A 16,321-nucleotide genomic window follows, 5' to 3' on the forward strand; every position below is an offset into this window, starting at 1 on the left:
CGGCAATGCCGGACTGGCCGCTGAAGCATTGCGGCAGTATCGGTGACAATACAGATAACAACAACGACGAGACGACAGGAGTCCACGATGGAACACATAACCCAGCGCGCGCCGCTGCAGCATACGCAGGCCAGTACCGGCAATACGGGACCGCTAATCATCATTACCACGCTGTTCTTTATGTGGGGGCTGCTGACGGCACTCAATGATGTGCTGATTCCCCACCTGAAGGCACTGTACACGCTGAATTATGTGCAGGCCATGCTGGTGCAGTTCTGCTTCTTCGGTGCCTACTTCCTCGTCTCGCTGCCGGCCGGCATGCTGATCAAAAAGATCGGCTACCAGAACGGCGCGGTGGCGGGGTTGGTGATCGCCGCTGCGGGCTGTGCCCTGTTTTATCCGGCGTCGATGAGCGGTTATGCCTTATTCCTGCTGGGCTTCTTCGTGCTGGCAGCGGGCATCACCATCCTGCAGGTGGCAGCCAATCCGTATGTCACCGTACTTGGCGATGCGCGCACGGCTTCCAGTCGTCTGACGCTGACGCAGGCCTTCAATTCGCTAGGCACCACGGTAGCGCCTACGCTGGGCGGTATTCTGATCCTGTCCAGTGATGTTACCGACCGCGCAGCGCAAGCGGCCAGCGTACAAGGGCCGTATCTGGCGCTGGCCGGGGCCTTGCTGCTGCTCGCAGTGATGTTCGCCTTTGCCCGGCTGCCGAAAATCGATTACGCAGATGACGCTGCTCCGGCCGCCGCTGGCAGCAAGGCATCGGCGCTATCGCACCCGCAACTGGTGATGGGCGCCATCGGCATCTTCCTGTACGTGGGCGGCGAAGTGAGTATCGGCAGCTTCCTGATCAACTTCCTCGGCGAGCCGAATATCGCTAGCCTGCCTGCGGATGTGGCGGCGCATTACGTCAGCTACTATTGGGGTGGCGCCATGGTGGGCCGTTTTATCGGTTTCCTCGTGATGCGCTATGTTAGCCCCGGCAAAACGCTGGCCTTTAATGCGGCGGCTTCGATGGCGCTGATACTGGTGGCCATCTTCGGCCACGGCCCGATAGCCATGTGGGCGATACTGGCGGTGGGGCTGTGCAATTCCATCATGTTCCCGACCATCTTCAGCATGGCGCTGTACCGCCTCGGTAATCTGACGGGACAGGCTTCGGGCATACTCTGCATGGCCATCGTGGGCGGCGCCATCGTGCCGTTTGCGCAGGGCCTGCTGGCCGACTCTATCGGCCTGCAACTATCCTTCCTGATGCCGCTGGTGTGCTATGCCTTCGTGCTGTACTTCGGTGTGAAATACGCTGGCTTGTATAGCGCGGGCGAGCAGTCCTGAGGCACGCGGACTGTCGCCATGCGGATTCTGAAACCTGTGTTCGCCGTTTGCACTGCGCTGGCAGGGGCGGGGGCCTATGCCCAGCTAGCGGCGGTGGCACATCCTGCCATCGCCTTCCAGCCGCGCTACTACATTGCCTACCGCACCACCACGGCGCCGCAGATCGATGGACAGCTAGATGAGGCGGACTGGCAGAAAGCCCAATGGACGGAAGACTTTGTCGATATCGAGGGCAGTGCCAAGCCGGCACCGCGCTTCCGCACCCGCGCCAAGATGCTGTGGGATGACGAGTACCTGTATTTCGCCGTGGAGATGGAAGAGCCGGATCTGTGGGCCACGCTGGCTGAGCGCGATAGCGTGATCTATCACGATAACGATATCGAACTGTTCATCGATCCCGAAGGCAGCACGCACCGCTACATGGAACTCGAAATTAATCAGCACGGCACGGCATGGGATCTGCTGCTGACCAAGCCTTATCGCGATGGTGACCGTGTGGCTTATACGGGCTGGGATATGCACGGCCTGAAAATTGGCCGCCAGTTGCGCGGCACGCTGAACCAGCCCGGCGACAGGGATCAGGGCTGGACCGTGGAGGTGGCGATACCGTGGCGCGCGCTGCGTGAAAGCCATGACGCCGTGCTGCATCCGCTTGCGGGCGAGCAGTGGCGCCTGAATTTTTCGCGGGTGGAGTGGCAGACCAGCAGTGTAGACGGGCGCTACCGCAAACTGACCGACGCCACCACCGGCAAGCCGCTGGCGGAGGACAACTGGGTCTGGTCGCCGCAGGGCGTGATCAATATGCATTACCCCGAAATGTGGGGCGTGGTGCAGTTTTCCGGCCACAGCGTAGGCGGTGCGCGCGATACCTGGCGTGCCGATCCCGCACAGGCGGCGCGCTGGGCGCTGCGTGAGGTGTATTACGCCCAGCGCAGCTATTTCACTAAACACCGGCGCTTTGCCTCCAGCCTGCAGCAACTGGGGCTGAAGCTGGCGCCAGTGGCGGGCTATGTCTGGCCACCCCGTATCGATGCGACGCCTTACCAGTTCTCGGCCCGCTTGCAGGCGCGCGACGGGCAGTCCGTGCTGCAGATCGACCACGATGGTCTGCTGCACTGAGTGGAGTGATGGATTTGTTTAGTAAATTCCCGATAAACTCGCTATCTATGGCCCCAGCGGTGCTTGCCGGTGCAGAGGCCATGACTATACTGGCAGGCATAGCAGCCCGCAGAGGCACAGATGGCAAGGGTTTAGTAAATACGGGAGCGAGACACATGAGCATTACCATCCGCGATATCGCCAAAGCCACGGGGCTTTCGAGCGGCACCATTTCGCGCGCATTGAAAAATGAAGGCGGCCTGACGGAAGACACCCGCCGCATGGTGGTGGAAAAAGCCCGCAGCATGGGCTACGACATGGGGCGTTTGCGCCAGAAGAAGCTGCGCCGCCTGACCTTTTTGCTGCACCGCCAGCATAACAATATGTCCAGCAGCCCGTTCTACACGCCAGTGCTGCATGGCGCGGCAGAGGCCTGCCGCAAGCACGGCATCATTCTGTCGTTTACGGCAGTGGGGCCGGCCGATGGCATCGTCGAGCAGATACGCCTGCACCAATCGGATGCCATCCTGTGCGCCGGTTACTTCGAGCCGGAGCTGCTGGTCGTACTGCGTAGCATAGGCAAGCCGCTGGTGCTGATCGATATGAAGCTGGCCGGCTACACCTCGGCCAATCCGGACAATATGATGGGCGGCTATCTGGCCGCGCGCCATCTGCTCGACATCGGCCGCGAGCGCATCGGCTTCATCTCCGGCTCGCTGGCGCACTTCAGTATCCGCGAACGCGCGCGTGGCTTCCGTCAGGCGCTGTTCAATGCCGGTGTGCTGGCCGATCCGCGCCTTGAAGTCATGATGCAGGAGGGCGTGGAGCTGGAAGCGGCTGCGCGCGAAGCCATGGAAACGCTGCTGGCTTTGCCCCATCCGCCCGATGCTGTGTTCTGCTACAACGATGCTGCCGCGCTGGTGGCGATGGATACCTGCATGCGCGCTGGTCTCAAGGTGCCTTACGATATCAGCATAGTCGGCTTCGACGACATTGCCGCTGCCGCCCATGCGCGCCGGCCACTGACTACTCTCAGTGTGGACAAGAGCGCGCTCGGTGCGGTCGGGGTGGAACTGCTGCTCAACGGTGAAACGGACGAAGTGATAGAGCGGGTGCTGCCGGTGAATCTGGTGGTGCGCGAGAGTACCGTCTGCCGACCGAATAAATAGCCGCAAAAATAGCTGTCGCTGCGCCCACTACCATCAGAAAGGGACGTTCTCCATGTTATACCGCTCCATCATGCTCGCCGCAGCATGGGCCGCTGCATTGTCTGTTGTCTCTGTTCCTGTTTTTGCTGCACCTGCCGCGACATCGTCCGATTTGGCGCGCTACGTCAACCCTATGGTGGGTACGGGCGGCCATGGTCATACCTTTCCTGGACCGACGTTACCGTTCGGGATGATACAGCCGGGCCCTGATACCCGCCTGACGGGCTGGGATGGCAGTAGCGGATACCACGATAGCGACCGCGTGGTGTATGGCTTCAGTCATACTCATTTGTCCGGAACGGGCGTATCCGATTATGGCGACGTACTGCTGCTGCCCGCCACGGGCAAAGTGAAATGGGCCAGCGGCTACCGCTACAAGGGCGAAGATCCGCTGCCCTTCGATGCCAGCGGCTATGGTAGCCAGTTCGATAAAGCCAGTGAACGGGCAGAAGCCGGCTACTACGCTGTGACGCTGAAAGATTACGGCATCAAGGCCGAGATCACCACGACGCTGCGCACGGCACTGCATCGCTGGACATTTGCACGCGCCGAGCAGGCGCATGTGATGCTCGATCTGTCGCATCGTGGCGAACTGCTGGCTTCCGGTCTGAATATCGTCGATGACTATACGGTGGCAGGCTGGCGCCGTACCAAGGCATGGGCGGCCAACCGTCCGGTGTATTTTGTTATCCGCTTCGATCATCCGTTCAAACGTGTCGCGGGGCCGATGGGGCAGCAACAGATCAAGGCTGCGCTGGCGTTTGACCTGAAGGAGGGCGAAGTGCTGCAGGCGCAGGTGGGCATTTCGGCAGTGGATGGCAAAGGCGCGGCGGCCAATCTGGCGGCCGAACAGCAGGGCTTTTCCTTCGAACGTGTGCGCCAGCAAGCGCGCGCTGCATGGAACCGCCAACTGGGTCGTATCGAAGTCGAAGGCAGTAGCGAGAAGGACAAGCGGGTGTTCTATACCGCGCTATACCACAGCTTCGTGCAACCGAATACTTTTCAGGATGTGGACGGACGCTACTTCGGGCGCGACGGACGCGTGCATCAGTCGCACGACGGCACGCGCTATTCGGTGTTCTCGCTGTGGGATACCTTCCGTGCCGCCCACCCGCTGTACAGCATCGTCGAGCGGCGCCGTAGCGCAGACTTCATCAAGACTTTTATAGCCCAGTTTAAGGAAGCTGGCCGGCTGCCCGTGTGGGAACTGTGGGGTAACGAAACCGACTGCATGATCGCCTACCATGTGGTGAGCGTGATTGCCGATGCCTATGTCAAGGGCATACGGGGCTTCGATGCCAGAGCCGCTCTAGAGGCCATGGTAAAGACTGCCGAAGTGGATAAATATGGCCTGACGACCTATCGCAAACAGGGCTATCTGCAGGGCGACGAGGAAGCGGAAAGCGTCTCCAAGACGCTGGAATATGCCTATGACGACTGGTGTATCGCCGTACTGGCCACTGCGCTGGGCGAGAAAGAGATTGCGCAGCGTTTCGCTGCCCGTGCCGAAGGCTGGCGCAATCTGATCGACGAAAAAGGCCATGTGCATCCGCGTGCCAAGGGGCGCTGGATGGAGGGTTATGATCCGGCCGAAGTGAGCGCGAATTTCACGGAGGCCAATGGCTGGCAGTATGGCTTCTTCGTGCCGCACAATATCGCCGGCTTTATCGCGCGCGTAGGAGGTAATGAAAAATTCCTGCAATTGCTGGATGACTGCTTCAACGCACAGCAGGGACTGAGCGGCCGTCATCAGGTGGATATCACGGGGCTGGTGGGGCAGTACGCGCATGGCAATGAACCGAGCCACCACATGGCCTATCTGTACACTTTTGGCGGCCAGCCGTGGAAGACACAGGCGCTGGTTCGGCGTTTGATGGATGAAATGTATGACGATACGCCGGACGGTCTGGCCGGTAATGAAGATTGTGGCCAGATGAGCGCTTGGTATGTGATGAGCGCACTGGGTCTGTATTCCGTCACGCCGGGCCAGCCGGACTATGTGATCGGCACACCGCGCTTCCGGCGCGCCACCATTCATCTGGAAAATGGCAAGCGTTTCACCATCCGTGCTGACGGCAGCGGCCCGTATGTGCAGCGCGCACAACTGAATGGCAAACCCTGGAGCCCCGTCTGGCTGGCACATGATGCGATCATGCAGGGTGGTGAACTGCGCTTCAGCATGGCTACTACGCCGTCGCAGTGGGGCAGCGCGGTGGCAGACCGTCCCAGCACTGGTCAGGTACAGACGGCGGAAGCGCTAGTACTGGCGCCGGTCGCCAGCGGCCCGTATCGTTTCAAGGAGTCGGCCGTACTGGATGCGCAGGCGCTGGAAGCGGTGGACGCCATCCACTACAGCACCGACGGCAGTGTGCCGGATGCGGCCAGCCCGCGCTGGCACGGTCCTATGACGGTGCATGCCAGTACCATGCTCAAGCTGCGTGCACGCCGTGGCACGTACTGGAGCCCTGTGACGGAAGCACCTGCTGTGAAGTTGAGCGAGCAGTTGAAGATCACGCTCAGGCATGCGCCGAATCCGCAGTATGCAGCGGGTGGCGCGGCGGCGCTGGTTGATGGCATCCGTGGCGGGAATGATTTCCGGCTCGGTGGCTGGCTGGGTTTCTATGGCGTCGATCTGGAGGGTGTGATCGATCTGGGCGAGCCGCGTGCGCTCAAGCGCGTGGCCGTCAACTTCCTGCAGGACCAGAATAGCTGGATCTTCATGCCCAAGGCACTGGAAGTCGAAGCCAGCAGCGACGGCAGTCATTGGGTTACCCTTGGCGCGGTGGCGAATAATGTGGACGAACATGCCGATGGCAGTATCATCCGTGAGCTGAGTGTGGCCACGGATGGCAAAGTGGCCCGTTATGTGCGGGTCAGGGGTGTTGCACCCGTCTGGTGTCCGGACTGGCACAAGGGCCAGGGCAACCGTAGTTTTATTTTTGCTGATGAAATCACCGTGGAGTAAGACGATGCGTAGTGAGCTGCAATGGAATAAACAGGGCAGTGCTTTGCTGCTGGCCGCCGTGGCACTGGTCTGTGGTCAGGTGCAGGGCAAAGAAGTCAGTGTCAGTTCGCCTGATGGCAAGCTGACCGTGATCGTCAGCGACGAACACGGCACACCGGATTACCGTGTCCAGTATGCGGGCAAGGAAATCATGCCGGCGGCGCGCCTCGGTCTGGTGCTGCGCGACGGGCCGGAACTGGGTGAAGGCTATACCATCGCCGCCAGCCGCACGGCGGATAAGGACGAGACGTGGCAGCAGCCATGGGGCGAGCGCCGGCTAGTGCGTGACCATCACCGCGAACTGCTGGTGGAACTGGCGCGTGGCGGCAAAACGCCGCGCAAGTTTGCACTGCGCCTGCGCGTGTTCGACGATGGCCTGGGCTTCCGCTACGAAGTACCGCGTCAGCGCGGCGTCGAGCAGGTAGAGATTAGCGACGAACGCACCGAGTTCCGCTTTGCCGATAGTGCCAAGGCGCGTGCCTGGTGGATACCTGCGCGCTACTGGCGCAGTTACGAAGCGCTGTACCAGAAGACTGCACTGCACGATGCGCCGCATGTCGAGACGCCGTTCACGGTGCGTCTGGCCAGCGGCGTGCATCTGGCATTGCATGAAGCGGCGCTGACCAACTACGCGTCGATGACGCTGAACCAGCGTCGCGAAGGCGTCTTCAAGGCTGACCTTACGCCCTGGTCGGACGGCAGCAAGGTAAAACTGCGTGCGCCGTTCAATACGCCATGGCGTACCGTGCAGGTGGCGCCCGATGCAGCAGGCCTGCTGAATTCCGATCTGATCCTGAACCTCAATGAGCCGAACAAACTCGGCGATGTCTCTTGGGTCAAGCCCGGTAAATATGTGGGCATCTGGTGGGGCATGCATCTGTGGCAGAAGACCTGGGCTTCCGGTGACAAGCACGGGGCCACCACGGCGGAAGTGAAGCGCTATATGGACTTCGCTGCCAAATATGGCTTCACTGGCGTGCTGGCCGAGGGCTGGAATGTAGGTTGGGATGGCGACTGGCCGGACAACGGCGAGAAGTTCAAGTTCTCCCAACCCTATCCGGACTTCGATATGGCTGCCGTAGCAGCATATGGCCGCAGCAAAGGTGTGAAGTTGATCGGCCATCACGAGACCTCCGGCGCCGTGAGCCACTATGCCAGCCAGATGGGGGCAGCCTACGATTACGCGCGTGCCAATAACATCGACACCATCAAGACGGGCTATGTGGCGGACAACGAACGGATCAAGCGCATCGACGCGAATGGGCAGGTGCGCTACGAGTGGCACGATGGCCAGTTTATGGCGGCGGAATATCTGCGCTCCGTAACGGAGGCGGCTAAACGTCATATTGCCATCGATACCCACGAGCCGATCAAGGATACGGGCTTGCGTCGCACCTATCCCAACTGGCTGTCGCGCGAGGGCGCGCGCGGGCAGGAGTATAACGCCTGGGGCTATCCGCCCAATCCGCCCGAACATACGGCGATACTGCCATACACGCGCATGCTGTCCGGTCCATTCGACTACACTCCGGGCATCTTTAATCTGGAGCCAAACGGTAAAGGCCACGAGAACCGCGTGCGCTCCACATTGGCCAAGGAGCTCTCGCTGTACGTGGTGCTGTACTCGCCCGTGCAGATGGCGGCAGACCTGATCGAGAACTACGAGGCCCGTCCCGATGCCTTCCAGTTCATTGCCGATGTGCCGACCGACTGGGAGCAGAGCCGTGCGCTGGCTGGCGAAGTGGGCGAATACGTGGTGATGGCACGCCAGCAGCGTGGTGGTGCGGACTGGTATCTGGGTGCGCTGACCAATGAGCGTGCGCGTGATGTGCAGTTCAAGCTCGATTTCCTTGATCCGCAGCGGCGCTATCAGGCGCAGATCTACCGTGACGGTGCAGCCGCCAATTGGGAGACAGCGCCCTACGACCTGGTAATCGAGCAGCGCGAAGTGCGTGCCAGTGATGTGCTGGCGCTGCATCTGGCAGCCGGTGGCGGCGCGGCGATCCGTTTCAAGGTACTGGATTAGTGGTGTGCATAAGCTGACATGACAATTGTCATGTCAAACTCATGTTAATTGCTTCTTTTGCAGCATTGCAGTCTTCGGCACACTGGTGCCATACCTACACCGGAGATTGCAATGAAACCTGTATTGAGCAAATTGCTGCTGGCCTGCGGCCTCGCCCTTTCTCTGCCGGCGCTGGCCGACACCTGGCTGATCCGCGACGCGCGGGTGTTTGATGGCGAAAAGCTGCACGCGCGCCGGTCGGTGCTGGTTCAGGATGAAAAAATCGTTGACGCGGACTTTCGCGGCCCAGTGCCGCCCAATGCGCGCATCGTGGAAGGTGCTGGCCGGACCCTGCTACCGGGCCTGATCGACGCCCATGTCCACGCGTTCCAGCAGTTCGAGCTACCGCTGCTGTTCGGCGTCACTACCCAGCTCGACATGTTCACCAGCGTCAGCGTGCTGCAGGAAATGAACGACAGGATGCGGCGCCACGATAACCGCACGCGGGCCGATGTCATTTCCGCTGGTACTTTGGTAACGGCGCCCGATGGCCACGGCACCGAGTACGGCATGACCATCCCCACGCTGACCCGGCCCGAAGACGCGCAGAGTTTTGTCGATGCCCGCATTGCGGAAGGCTCCCACTTCATCAAGATCGTGATGGAAGATGGCGGCAGCAAGTTCAAGTTCAAATCGCTCGATCTGGCCACCGTGCGCGCCGTGATCGCTGCTGCACACAAGCGCGGCAAACTCGCCGTGGTCCACATCGGCAATCTCGCCAACGCCCGTGCCGCGCTGGAAGCGGGTGCCGATGGTCTGGCGCACCTGTTTGTCGGGCGTGGCCTGAGTGAGGCCGAAGTGCAGGACTTTGTGCGGCTGGCGCGTGAAAAGCGCGCGTTTATCGTCCCCACCCTGAGTGTGCTGGAGAGTGTGGCGGGGCTGCGCGCTGATGATCTGCTGGCTGATGCCGGCTTGACGGCACTGCTGACCAATGAAGAGCTGGCGCCACTCAAAGTCAGTTTTGGCCAGCAGCCGGCTGCGGCCATCATGACCTCGCCGCGTCAACTGGTTGCGGCGCTGTCCAAGGCAGGTGTGCCGCTGCTGGCCGGAACGGATGCCGGCAATCCCGGCACCCTGTACGGGATCAGCCTGCTGCATGAAGTGGCCGCGCTGGTGCAGGCCGGCCTGACACCGGTGCAGGCGCTGGCCGCCGCAACGTCAGCACCGGCCAAGGCTTTCCGGCTGCAGGACCGTGGCCGCATCGCCAAGGGCTACAAGGCCGACCTCGTGCTGGTGCAGGGCGATGCGGCCAGCGATGTGACAGCGCTGCACCACATCGTCGAAGTCTGGAAAGATGGTGCGGTACTGACGGACACGCGTCAGGCCAAGCAGCAGCAGGTTGCGCAGGCATTGCAGCAACGCCAGCAAGGCTATGCGGCCCTGCCGCACGACGGCCGGATCAGCCAGTTCACGCCCGAACATCTGGGCAGTGCATTGGGCATGGGCTGGATGGCTTCTTCCGACCAGATGATGGGCGGCCAGTCGCAGGTAGATCTGAAGGTGCTGGAAGCCGGAGCAGATGGTCAGCGGCCGCTGGAAATCCGCGCCAAAGTGGCCACAGGTTTTGCATTCCCGTGGGCTGGTGTGGCCTACATGCCCGGTGCGCAGCCGCTGCAGCCGGCTGACCTGCGCGCCGCCAAGCTGCTGCGCTTCCGCGTTAAAGGCGATGGCCAGCGCTATGTAGTGGCCATGCTGTCCAGCGGCAGCCGGATTCCCGTCAATGTGGGCTTCGCCACCAGCGATAGCTGGCAGGAAGTGGTGCTGCGTCTGGAGGATTTCCGCGGTGTAGACTTCGGGGCCGTCACCATGATAGCGTTCAATGCGGGACCGCAGGCAGGCGATTATCAGTTCCAGATCGCCGATGTGCGGCTGGTAAGCCAATAAACGGAGCAAACGTGCAGCGATGAAGTCTATACGGGAAATGCTGATGCGCGGCTGGCGCGCTGCATGGGTGCCGCCGGCGATGGGCAAGGCGCCCTATGTGTGGACTTTCTCGCTGCTGTTCATGGTGTGGAAGTATTACTTCATCCCGCCCACGGTGCTGGAGCTGGCGCTGCTGCTGTTGTCCGTGCCGCTGTTCCTGCTCATTTACTTCAATAGTCTGTGGCATCGCAATCTGGCCGTGCTGCCCCATCTGCTGGGCGTGGTGCTGATCGGATTGCTGTGGGCACCGTGGAATCCCGGTGCCAGCTGCTTCTTCATTTTCGCGACCAGCATGTGCGCACGCTTCGAGCGCGGGCGCCATGCCTATACTGCCATTGTGCTGGTCGTGGCCAGTGCCGTGCTGGCCGGCTATGTGCTGCATCTGAAGCAGAACTTCGTGCTGCCAGTGTTGATCTTCGGCCTGCCTATCGGGATAGCCTGTGTTATGGAGGGCAATGTGTGGCGCTCGCGCGAACAACTGTTGCGCAAGCAGGAAGAGGTAGCGTATCTGGCGCGGATAGCCGAGCGTGAGCGCATATCGCGCGATATGCATGATCTGCTGGGCCACACGCTGTCGCTGATTACACTCAAGGCGGAGCTGGCAGGTAAGCTGCTGGAGCGTGACCTAGCAGCCTGCCGCAATGAAATCCGCGATATCGAACAGAGTGCCCGCACGGCCTTGTCCGAAGTGCGGGCTGCGGTCAGCGGTATGCGCCAGAGCGGCTTTGCGCACGAGATGGCGATAGCCCGCGCCGCACTGGCTGCAGCGCAGATAGGTTTGCGCGAACACCTGGCCGCTTGCGAGATGCCGGCCGTGGCGGAAAATGTGCTGGCGCTGGCTTTGCGCGAAGCCGTGACCAATATACTGCGGCACGGTCAGGCCACGGAATGCGTGGTGGCGCTGCAACTGGCAGGATCTATGCTGACCTTGCAGGTGCGCGATAACGGCCGTAGTCTGGCCGATGGCAGCATGCCGGAATACGGCAACGGCTTGCGTGGTATGCAGGAGCGGGTGGCAGCACTGGGTGGGCGTCTGCTGCTGCGGGTGGAGCAAGGAGTGACGCTGGAAGTGGCGTTGCCGGTGGGGGGAGTCGGTATATGACGGCGATGATCCGTATCGTGATCGCGGAAGATCAGGCCATGCTGCTGGGAGCGCTGGTGGCGCTACTGGGGCTGGAAGGCGATATCGAAGTCGTGGGCCGTGCCAGCAACGGACAGCAAGCACTGGCGCTGTGCCAGTCGCTGCGGCCGGATGTGCTGCTGACCGATATTGAAATGCCATTGATGACGGGGCTGGAACTGGCGGCAGCACTGGCCGAACAGGGCCTGTCTACCCGGGTGATGATCGTGACCACGTTTGCCCGCAGCGGCTATCTGCGGCGGGCACTGGCAGCCGGCGTGCGCGGCTATCTGCTCAAGGATGCTCCGGCCGAAACGCTGGCAGCCGCTATCCGCAGCGTGCATGCAGGCGGGCGCGCCATCGCGCCAGAGTTGGCGCTGGAAAGCTGGAGTGGCCAGCAGGACCCGCTGAATGAACGCGAGCGGCAGGTGCTGCGGCTGGCCGGCGAAGGCAAAAGCAGCGGCGAAATCGCGCGCATGCTGCATCTGTCCGAAGGGACGGTGCGTAACTACCTGTCGGAGGCGATCAGCAAACTCGCTGCCAGTAACCGGGTCGAAGCCTTCCGGCTGGCGCGTGACGCCGGCTGGCTATAGAACGGCGGGCCAGCGCGGCGCAGCGGTGTTGTGTGAATGTAGCGCCGATGCCGTGTGCTGGCAGGAGCTTTGCCCTCCGCTTGCTAGCTTGGGGGCGGCTTAGGCTACAATGGTTTAGCCGTCTGCCACATCGGGTTCGCCATGCCTATGCACTACCTCCGGGCTTTAACCAGCCCGCATCGCACACATCTGAGTAATCGTCATCTGGGCCGTTCGCTGGCCTTCGTCGCCGGTGCCGTCAATGCCGGCGGCTTTTTCGCCGTGGGGCAGTACACCTCGCACATGTCGGGCATTGTTTCGTCGCTGGCCGATGGTGCCGCGCTGGGCGATGTGCCGGTGCTGCAGGCTGGCCTGATGTCCTTGCTGTCGTTTGTCTGGGGCGCGGCGTTCTCCACCATCATGGTCAACTGGGGCAAGCGGCGTCGCGCGCAAAGCCAGTTTGCCCTGCCGCTGATACTGGAAGCCATGCTGCTACTGAGTTTTGGTCTGGTAGGGGCGACGCTTGATGCTTCCGGCCATATCGAAGCGATCCTGTCGCTGCTGTGCTTCGTGATGGGCCTGCAGAACGCCATCGTCACCAAGATTTCGCGCGCCGAAATCCGTACCACTCACGTTACCGGTCTGGTGACCGATATCGGCATCGAGCTGGGCAAGATGCTGTACTGGAATCGCGTCAGCGACGATCCCACGCTGGAACCCGTGTGTGCGGACCGCGATAAACTGCGCTTGCTTAGCTCCCTGCTGGCGATGTTTTTCTGTGGTGGTCTGGCCGGTGCTTTCGGCTTCAAATACATAGGCTACATCGTCACCGTGCCGCTGGCGCTGGCCCTGCTCACGCTAGCTATCATTCCTGTCTTTGATGACTGGCAGGCCGTGCGGCGGCGCCAGTCACCCTTCAACTTCTGAAGCCTGCGCTGCGTGTTCGTGCTGCTGGCGTAGCGTTTCTTCGGCGGCCTGCTGCAGCACGTCCGCTTGCTGATACGGGCTGGCGACACGTGCAGCGACGCTGAAGCGCAGGCTGCCCGCGCCCTGACGTGGCAGGCCGCAAGCTTCCAGACAAGCGCCTATCTGGCGCAGCAGCACATGGGCTGCATCGGCATCCAGTCCCGGCGCGAGGAAGGCAAACTGGTCGGAGCCGTAGCGCGCCAGCGTGTCGCCCGCGCGGTGCATGCAGTTCTTCAGCGTCTGCGCCACCTGCTGCAATAGTTCGTCGCTGGCGGCCTGGCTATGCAGTTCCTGATACACGTCCATCTGCTGCAAGGCGATCAGGCCCATGGCCACAGGCTGTTCTTCGCGCGCGGCGCGGCGCCATTCGCGCACTAGCTGATCGTCAAAATGACGCCGGTTGGCCAGCCCCGTCAGCCTGTCATTGGACGACAGATAGGCCAGCTTGTGCTGGGCTTTGCGCAGTTCCTCATTGCGCTCGGCCAGCAGCGCTTCCAGTTCGTGGGCGCGGGCGCGCCAGCGCCGCATCAGCCAGCGCGCCAGTACGGCGGCAGCACTGAGTACCAGCAGGGCCTGTGCAGCGCGGGCCCAGCCAGTCTGCCATGGCGGTGGCGTGATGGTGACGGGCAGGATGATTTCGTCGCGCGCAGCCACCCCCTTGTTGTTGGTGCCTTGCAGGTGGAAGTGATATTTGCCCGGCGCCAGATTGGTGTAGGTGGCGACCGGACGGCTGGCATCGGCCTGCACCGGTTGCTTGTCGAAGCCTTCCAGCCAGTAGGTATAGGCATTGCGGCGCGGTTCGGCGTAGTGCAGGACAGCGAATTCGAAGGAAATGGTGTTGGCACTCCATGGCACGGTGAGCGCGCGCGGCTGGGTCAACGTGCCTTCCAGTTGCACGCCTTCCGGCAGTGCGCCCGTGCCCAGCGAGCGGTTCAGCACGCGCAGGTCGGTAATCGCCAGTTGTGGCGGGCGCGAAGCGCTGCTGTGGATGGCCGGATTGACGGCCGTCACGCCGCTGCTGCTGCCGAAGTAGAGCAGGCCGTCGCTGCTGTTGGCGGCCGAGTCCATGTAGAAGCCTTCCGTCAGGCCGTCTTCTACCGCGTATTCCGTCACGGTCCACGATGCCGGGTCGATCTTGCTCATGCCGGCCGCCGTCGTCACCCAGATGAAGCCATTTTTGTCGGTGCGTATGGCTTCGATCAGACGGGTACCGAGTTCGCCTTTTTCCTGGATGCGGGTGACGGTAAATTTTCCGTCCTTGCCGGCCACGATGTGGTTCAGGCCTTTCGAGGTGCCTATCCACATGCTGCCATCGGCATCCAGATGCATAGTGCTGACACGGTCGCTGCTCAGGCTTGCCGGATTATTCGGATCGAGCCGGAAATGGTGGAATTTGCCCGTGACGGGGTCGCGCATATCGAGCCCGCCGCCGCGATAGAACTCGCCCGTCCAGACCCTGCCTGCGCGGTCTTCGATCACGGTGGTGGCGCCGTTCACGCTGCGGCTATCGGGATCTTTCGCATCGTGGGTAAAGCTCTCGGTGGCGCCGCTGACGGGATCGTAGCGCAGCAGCGCCGCGCCCGTGGCCACCCACAGCATACCGCCCCGTCCCGGCGCGATGGAGTTGACGAAGTTGCTGGTCTTGCTGCCGAACTGGATGACCTTGAACGGACCGTCCGGATTATCCAGCCGGTTCAAGCCTTCCGATGTGCCCACCCAGAGCGTGCCATCGGGCGCGTGGTAAGTGCTGTAGATGACGTTGGAGCTGAGTGCGCCGGGCCGTTTCGGGATGGCGCTATAGGTGCGCAGCATGGCGCGTTTGACGGGATCAAATAATGCCAGACCATCGTCGAGCGCCAGCCATAGCTGGCCATTGGCGGCTGCGCCTATGCTGCGTACGAAGTTACTGGATTTGACGAAGTCCGGTTCAATATCGCGCGGTACAAAGCGTTCGAAGCCGTGGTAGCCCAAATTGGCGCGGCTCACGCCGTCCGTCAGCGAACCTACCCACAGCGTACCGGCGCGGTCGCGCATGGTGGTGTTGATGGCGTCGCTGTTGAGGCTATGCGCATCTTCGGCACGGTGGCGATAGCTCTGGAACTGGCGCAGTTCGCGGTCGTAGCGTATCAGGCCGGCCGTACGGGTACTGATCCAGACATCGCCGGCACGGTCTTCGTCGATATCGGTCACGCGCTTGGCCGCTACCGGCATTAGCGTGCGCTGCTCCCACGGCTGGCCGGCCTTCCACGTGTAGACGCCGTCGGCCGTGCCTATCCACAGCGTGGTGGCGCTATCGAAGTACAGCGCCCGCACATCGTTGGCCTTGGGGTTGGGACGGGCTGTGTCATCGACGCGGAAATGCTGGAAGCCGCTGGCACCGGGCGCCAGATAATCGAGCCCGCCCGGCCAGGTCGAGGCCCAGACTCCGCCCTTGTTATCCACTGCCACCGCATTCACATCGTTGAATTGCAGGCTATCCGGCCGTCCATCTTCATGCTGGTAGATCAAGAATGCGCCGCTGCGCGGATCGAAGTGTTGTAAGCCGCCCCACGTTGCCAGCCACATGCCGCCACGGTTATCGCTGATGATGCGGCGGACGATGCGTGCATTGGCCGGCCCCTCTTTGGGCAGGTAATGGACAAAACCGTTAGTTACGGGATCGAAGCGCGCCAGACCTTCGTCGGTGCCTACCCACAGCTGTCCTCTTTCATCTTCGAACAGCGATGTGACGCGGCCACCGGGCAGGCTGGCCGGATTCGAGGGATCGCTGAGAAAGCGCACCTGCTTGTGGCCATCATGGCGGAACAGGCCTCCTTCTATCGTGCCTATCCAGACGAAGCCTTGCCGGTCCTGCAGGATGCTGAGGATGGCGCGGCTATCGGCGCCCAGCGAATCGACGGCGGTAAATGCGAGCGGACGTGGTGCGGCGACCACGGCGGGGGCCGGCCCACCGAGGGCCGCCAGCAGTAGTAAAGCCGTGTATATACGTCCGGAATTGCGCAGCATGGTCTATCCTCGCGGTGT

At 61.9% G+C, this 16,321-nt stretch carries 10 protein-coding genes; 9 read left to right on the top strand and 1 reads right to left on the bottom strand.

Going from position 1 to position 16,321, the window contains the following annotated elements:
* Positions 1 to 87: 87 nt before the first annotated feature.
* The 9 genes from GM655_RS02740 (at position 88) to GM655_RS02780 (ending at position 13,258) form a co-directional block, all read left to right on the top strand.
* Positions 88 to 1,341 (top strand): sugar MFS transporter, encoded by a 1,254-nt coding sequence (locus GM655_RS02740; RefSeq protein WP_155433080.1) that lies wholly within the window; start codon positions 88 to 90, stop codon positions 1,339 to 1,341.
* Between the two features lie 18 nt (positions 1,342 to 1,359).
* The gene (locus tag GM655_RS02745) at positions 1,360 to 2,460 is read left to right on the top strand and encodes a carbohydrate-binding family 9-like protein (RefSeq protein ID WP_155433081.1); all 1,101 of its coding nucleotides are present in this window, start codon (positions 1,360 to 1,362) and stop codon (positions 2,458 to 2,460) included.
* Positions 2,461 to 2,615: 155 nt separating this feature from the next.
* Positions 2,616 to 3,608, top strand: coding sequence for a LacI family DNA-binding transcriptional regulator (locus tag GM655_RS02750; protein WP_155433082.1), 993 nt, complete (start codon positions 2,616 to 2,618; stop codon positions 3,606 to 3,608).
* A gap of 52 nt (positions 3,609 to 3,660) precedes the next feature.
* On the top strand, positions 3,661 to 6,612 hold the full coding sequence (locus tag GM655_RS02755) for a GH92 family glycosyl hydrolase (RefSeq protein WP_155433083.1): 2,952 nt from the start codon (positions 3,661 to 3,663) through the stop codon (positions 6,610 to 6,612).
* A 4-nt stretch (positions 6,613 to 6,616) separates the two neighbouring features.
* Positions 6,617 to 8,677 carry a glycoside hydrolase family 97 protein gene (locus GM655_RS02760; RefSeq protein ID WP_155433084.1) on the top strand — a complete coding sequence of 687 codons (2,061 nt, stop codon included), beginning with the start codon at positions 6,617 to 6,619 and terminating at the stop codon, positions 8,675 to 8,677.
* Positions 8,678 to 8,788: 111 nt separating this feature from the next.
* Entirely contained in the window at positions 8,789 to 10,600 is a 1,812-nt protein-coding gene (locus GM655_RS02765) for a CIA30 family protein (RefSeq protein WP_155433085.1), read from the top strand.
* 19 nt (positions 10,601 to 10,619) lie between these two features.
* Complete coding sequence (locus GM655_RS02770) at positions 10,620 to 11,741, top strand: sensor histidine kinase (protein WP_229632345.1); 1,122 nt, start codon at positions 10,620 to 10,622, stop codon at positions 11,739 to 11,741.
* Positions 11,738 to 12,352, top strand: coding sequence for a response regulator (locus tag GM655_RS02775; protein ID WP_308807393.1), 615 nt, complete (start codon positions 11,738 to 11,740; stop codon positions 12,350 to 12,352). Before GM655_RS02770 ends, GM655_RS02775 begins: the two co-directional genes overlap by 4 nt.
* A 141-nt stretch (positions 12,353 to 12,493) precedes the next feature.
* Positions 12,494 to 13,258 carry a YoaK family protein gene (locus GM655_RS02780; protein WP_155433086.1) on the top strand — a complete coding sequence of 255 codons (765 nt, stop codon included), beginning with the start codon at positions 12,494 to 12,496 and terminating at the stop codon, positions 13,256 to 13,258.
* On the opposite strand, the gene GM655_RS02785 is transcribed toward GM655_RS02780, so the two are convergent.
* Entirely contained in the window at positions 13,241 to 16,303 is a 3,063-nt protein-coding gene (locus tag GM655_RS02785; RefSeq protein ID WP_155433087.1) for a two-component regulator propeller domain-containing protein, read from the bottom strand. The two genes, GM655_RS02780 and GM655_RS02785, sit on opposite strands and share 18 nt — an antisense overlap.
* Between the last annotated feature and the right edge of the window lie 18 nt (positions 16,304 to 16,321).

This window comes from Pseudoduganella danionis, assembly GCF_009720775.1.
Lineage (GTDB): Bacteria > Pseudomonadota > Gammaproteobacteria > Burkholderiales > Burkholderiaceae_D > Rugamonas > Rugamonas danionis.

What these genes read in the sequence shown, in the direction of transcription:
- GM655_RS02770 (WP_229632345.1), top strand. Translation starts at nt 10,620, where the DNA reads ATGAAGTCTATACGGGAAATGCTGATGCGCGGCTGGCGCGCTGCATGG.
- GM655_RS02750 (WP_155433082.1), top strand. Translation starts at nt 2,616, where the DNA reads ATGAGCATTACCATCCGCGATATCGCCAAAGCCACGGGGCTTTCGAGC.
- GM655_RS02745 (WP_155433081.1), top strand. Translation starts at nt 1,360, where the DNA reads ATGCGGATTCTGAAACCTGTGTTCGCCGTTTGCACTGCGCTGGCAGGG.
- GM655_RS02755 (WP_155433083.1), top strand. Translation starts at nt 3,661, where the DNA reads ATGTTATACCGCTCCATCATGCTCGCCGCAGCATGGGCCGCTGCATTG.
- GM655_RS02760 (WP_155433084.1), top strand. Translation starts at nt 6,617, where the DNA reads ATGCGTAGTGAGCTGCAATGGAATAAACAGGGCAGTGCTTTGCTGCTG.
- GM655_RS02775 (WP_308807393.1), top strand. Translation starts at nt 11,738, where the DNA reads ATGACGGCGATGATCCGTATCGTGATCGCGGAAGATCAGGCCATGCTG.
- GM655_RS02780 (WP_155433086.1), top strand. Translation starts at nt 12,494, where the DNA reads ATGCCTATGCACTACCTCCGGGCTTTAACCAGCCCGCATCGCACACAT.
- GM655_RS02740 (WP_155433080.1), top strand. Translation starts at nt 88, where the DNA reads ATGGAACACATAACCCAGCGCGCGCCGCTGCAGCATACGCAGGCCAGT.
- GM655_RS02765 (WP_155433085.1), top strand. Translation starts at nt 8,789, where the DNA reads ATGAAACCTGTATTGAGCAAATTGCTGCTGGCCTGCGGCCTCGCCCTT.
- GM655_RS02785 (WP_155433087.1), bottom strand. Translation starts at nt 16,303, where the DNA reads ATGCTGCGCAATTCCGGACGTATATACACGGCTTTACTACTGCTGGCG.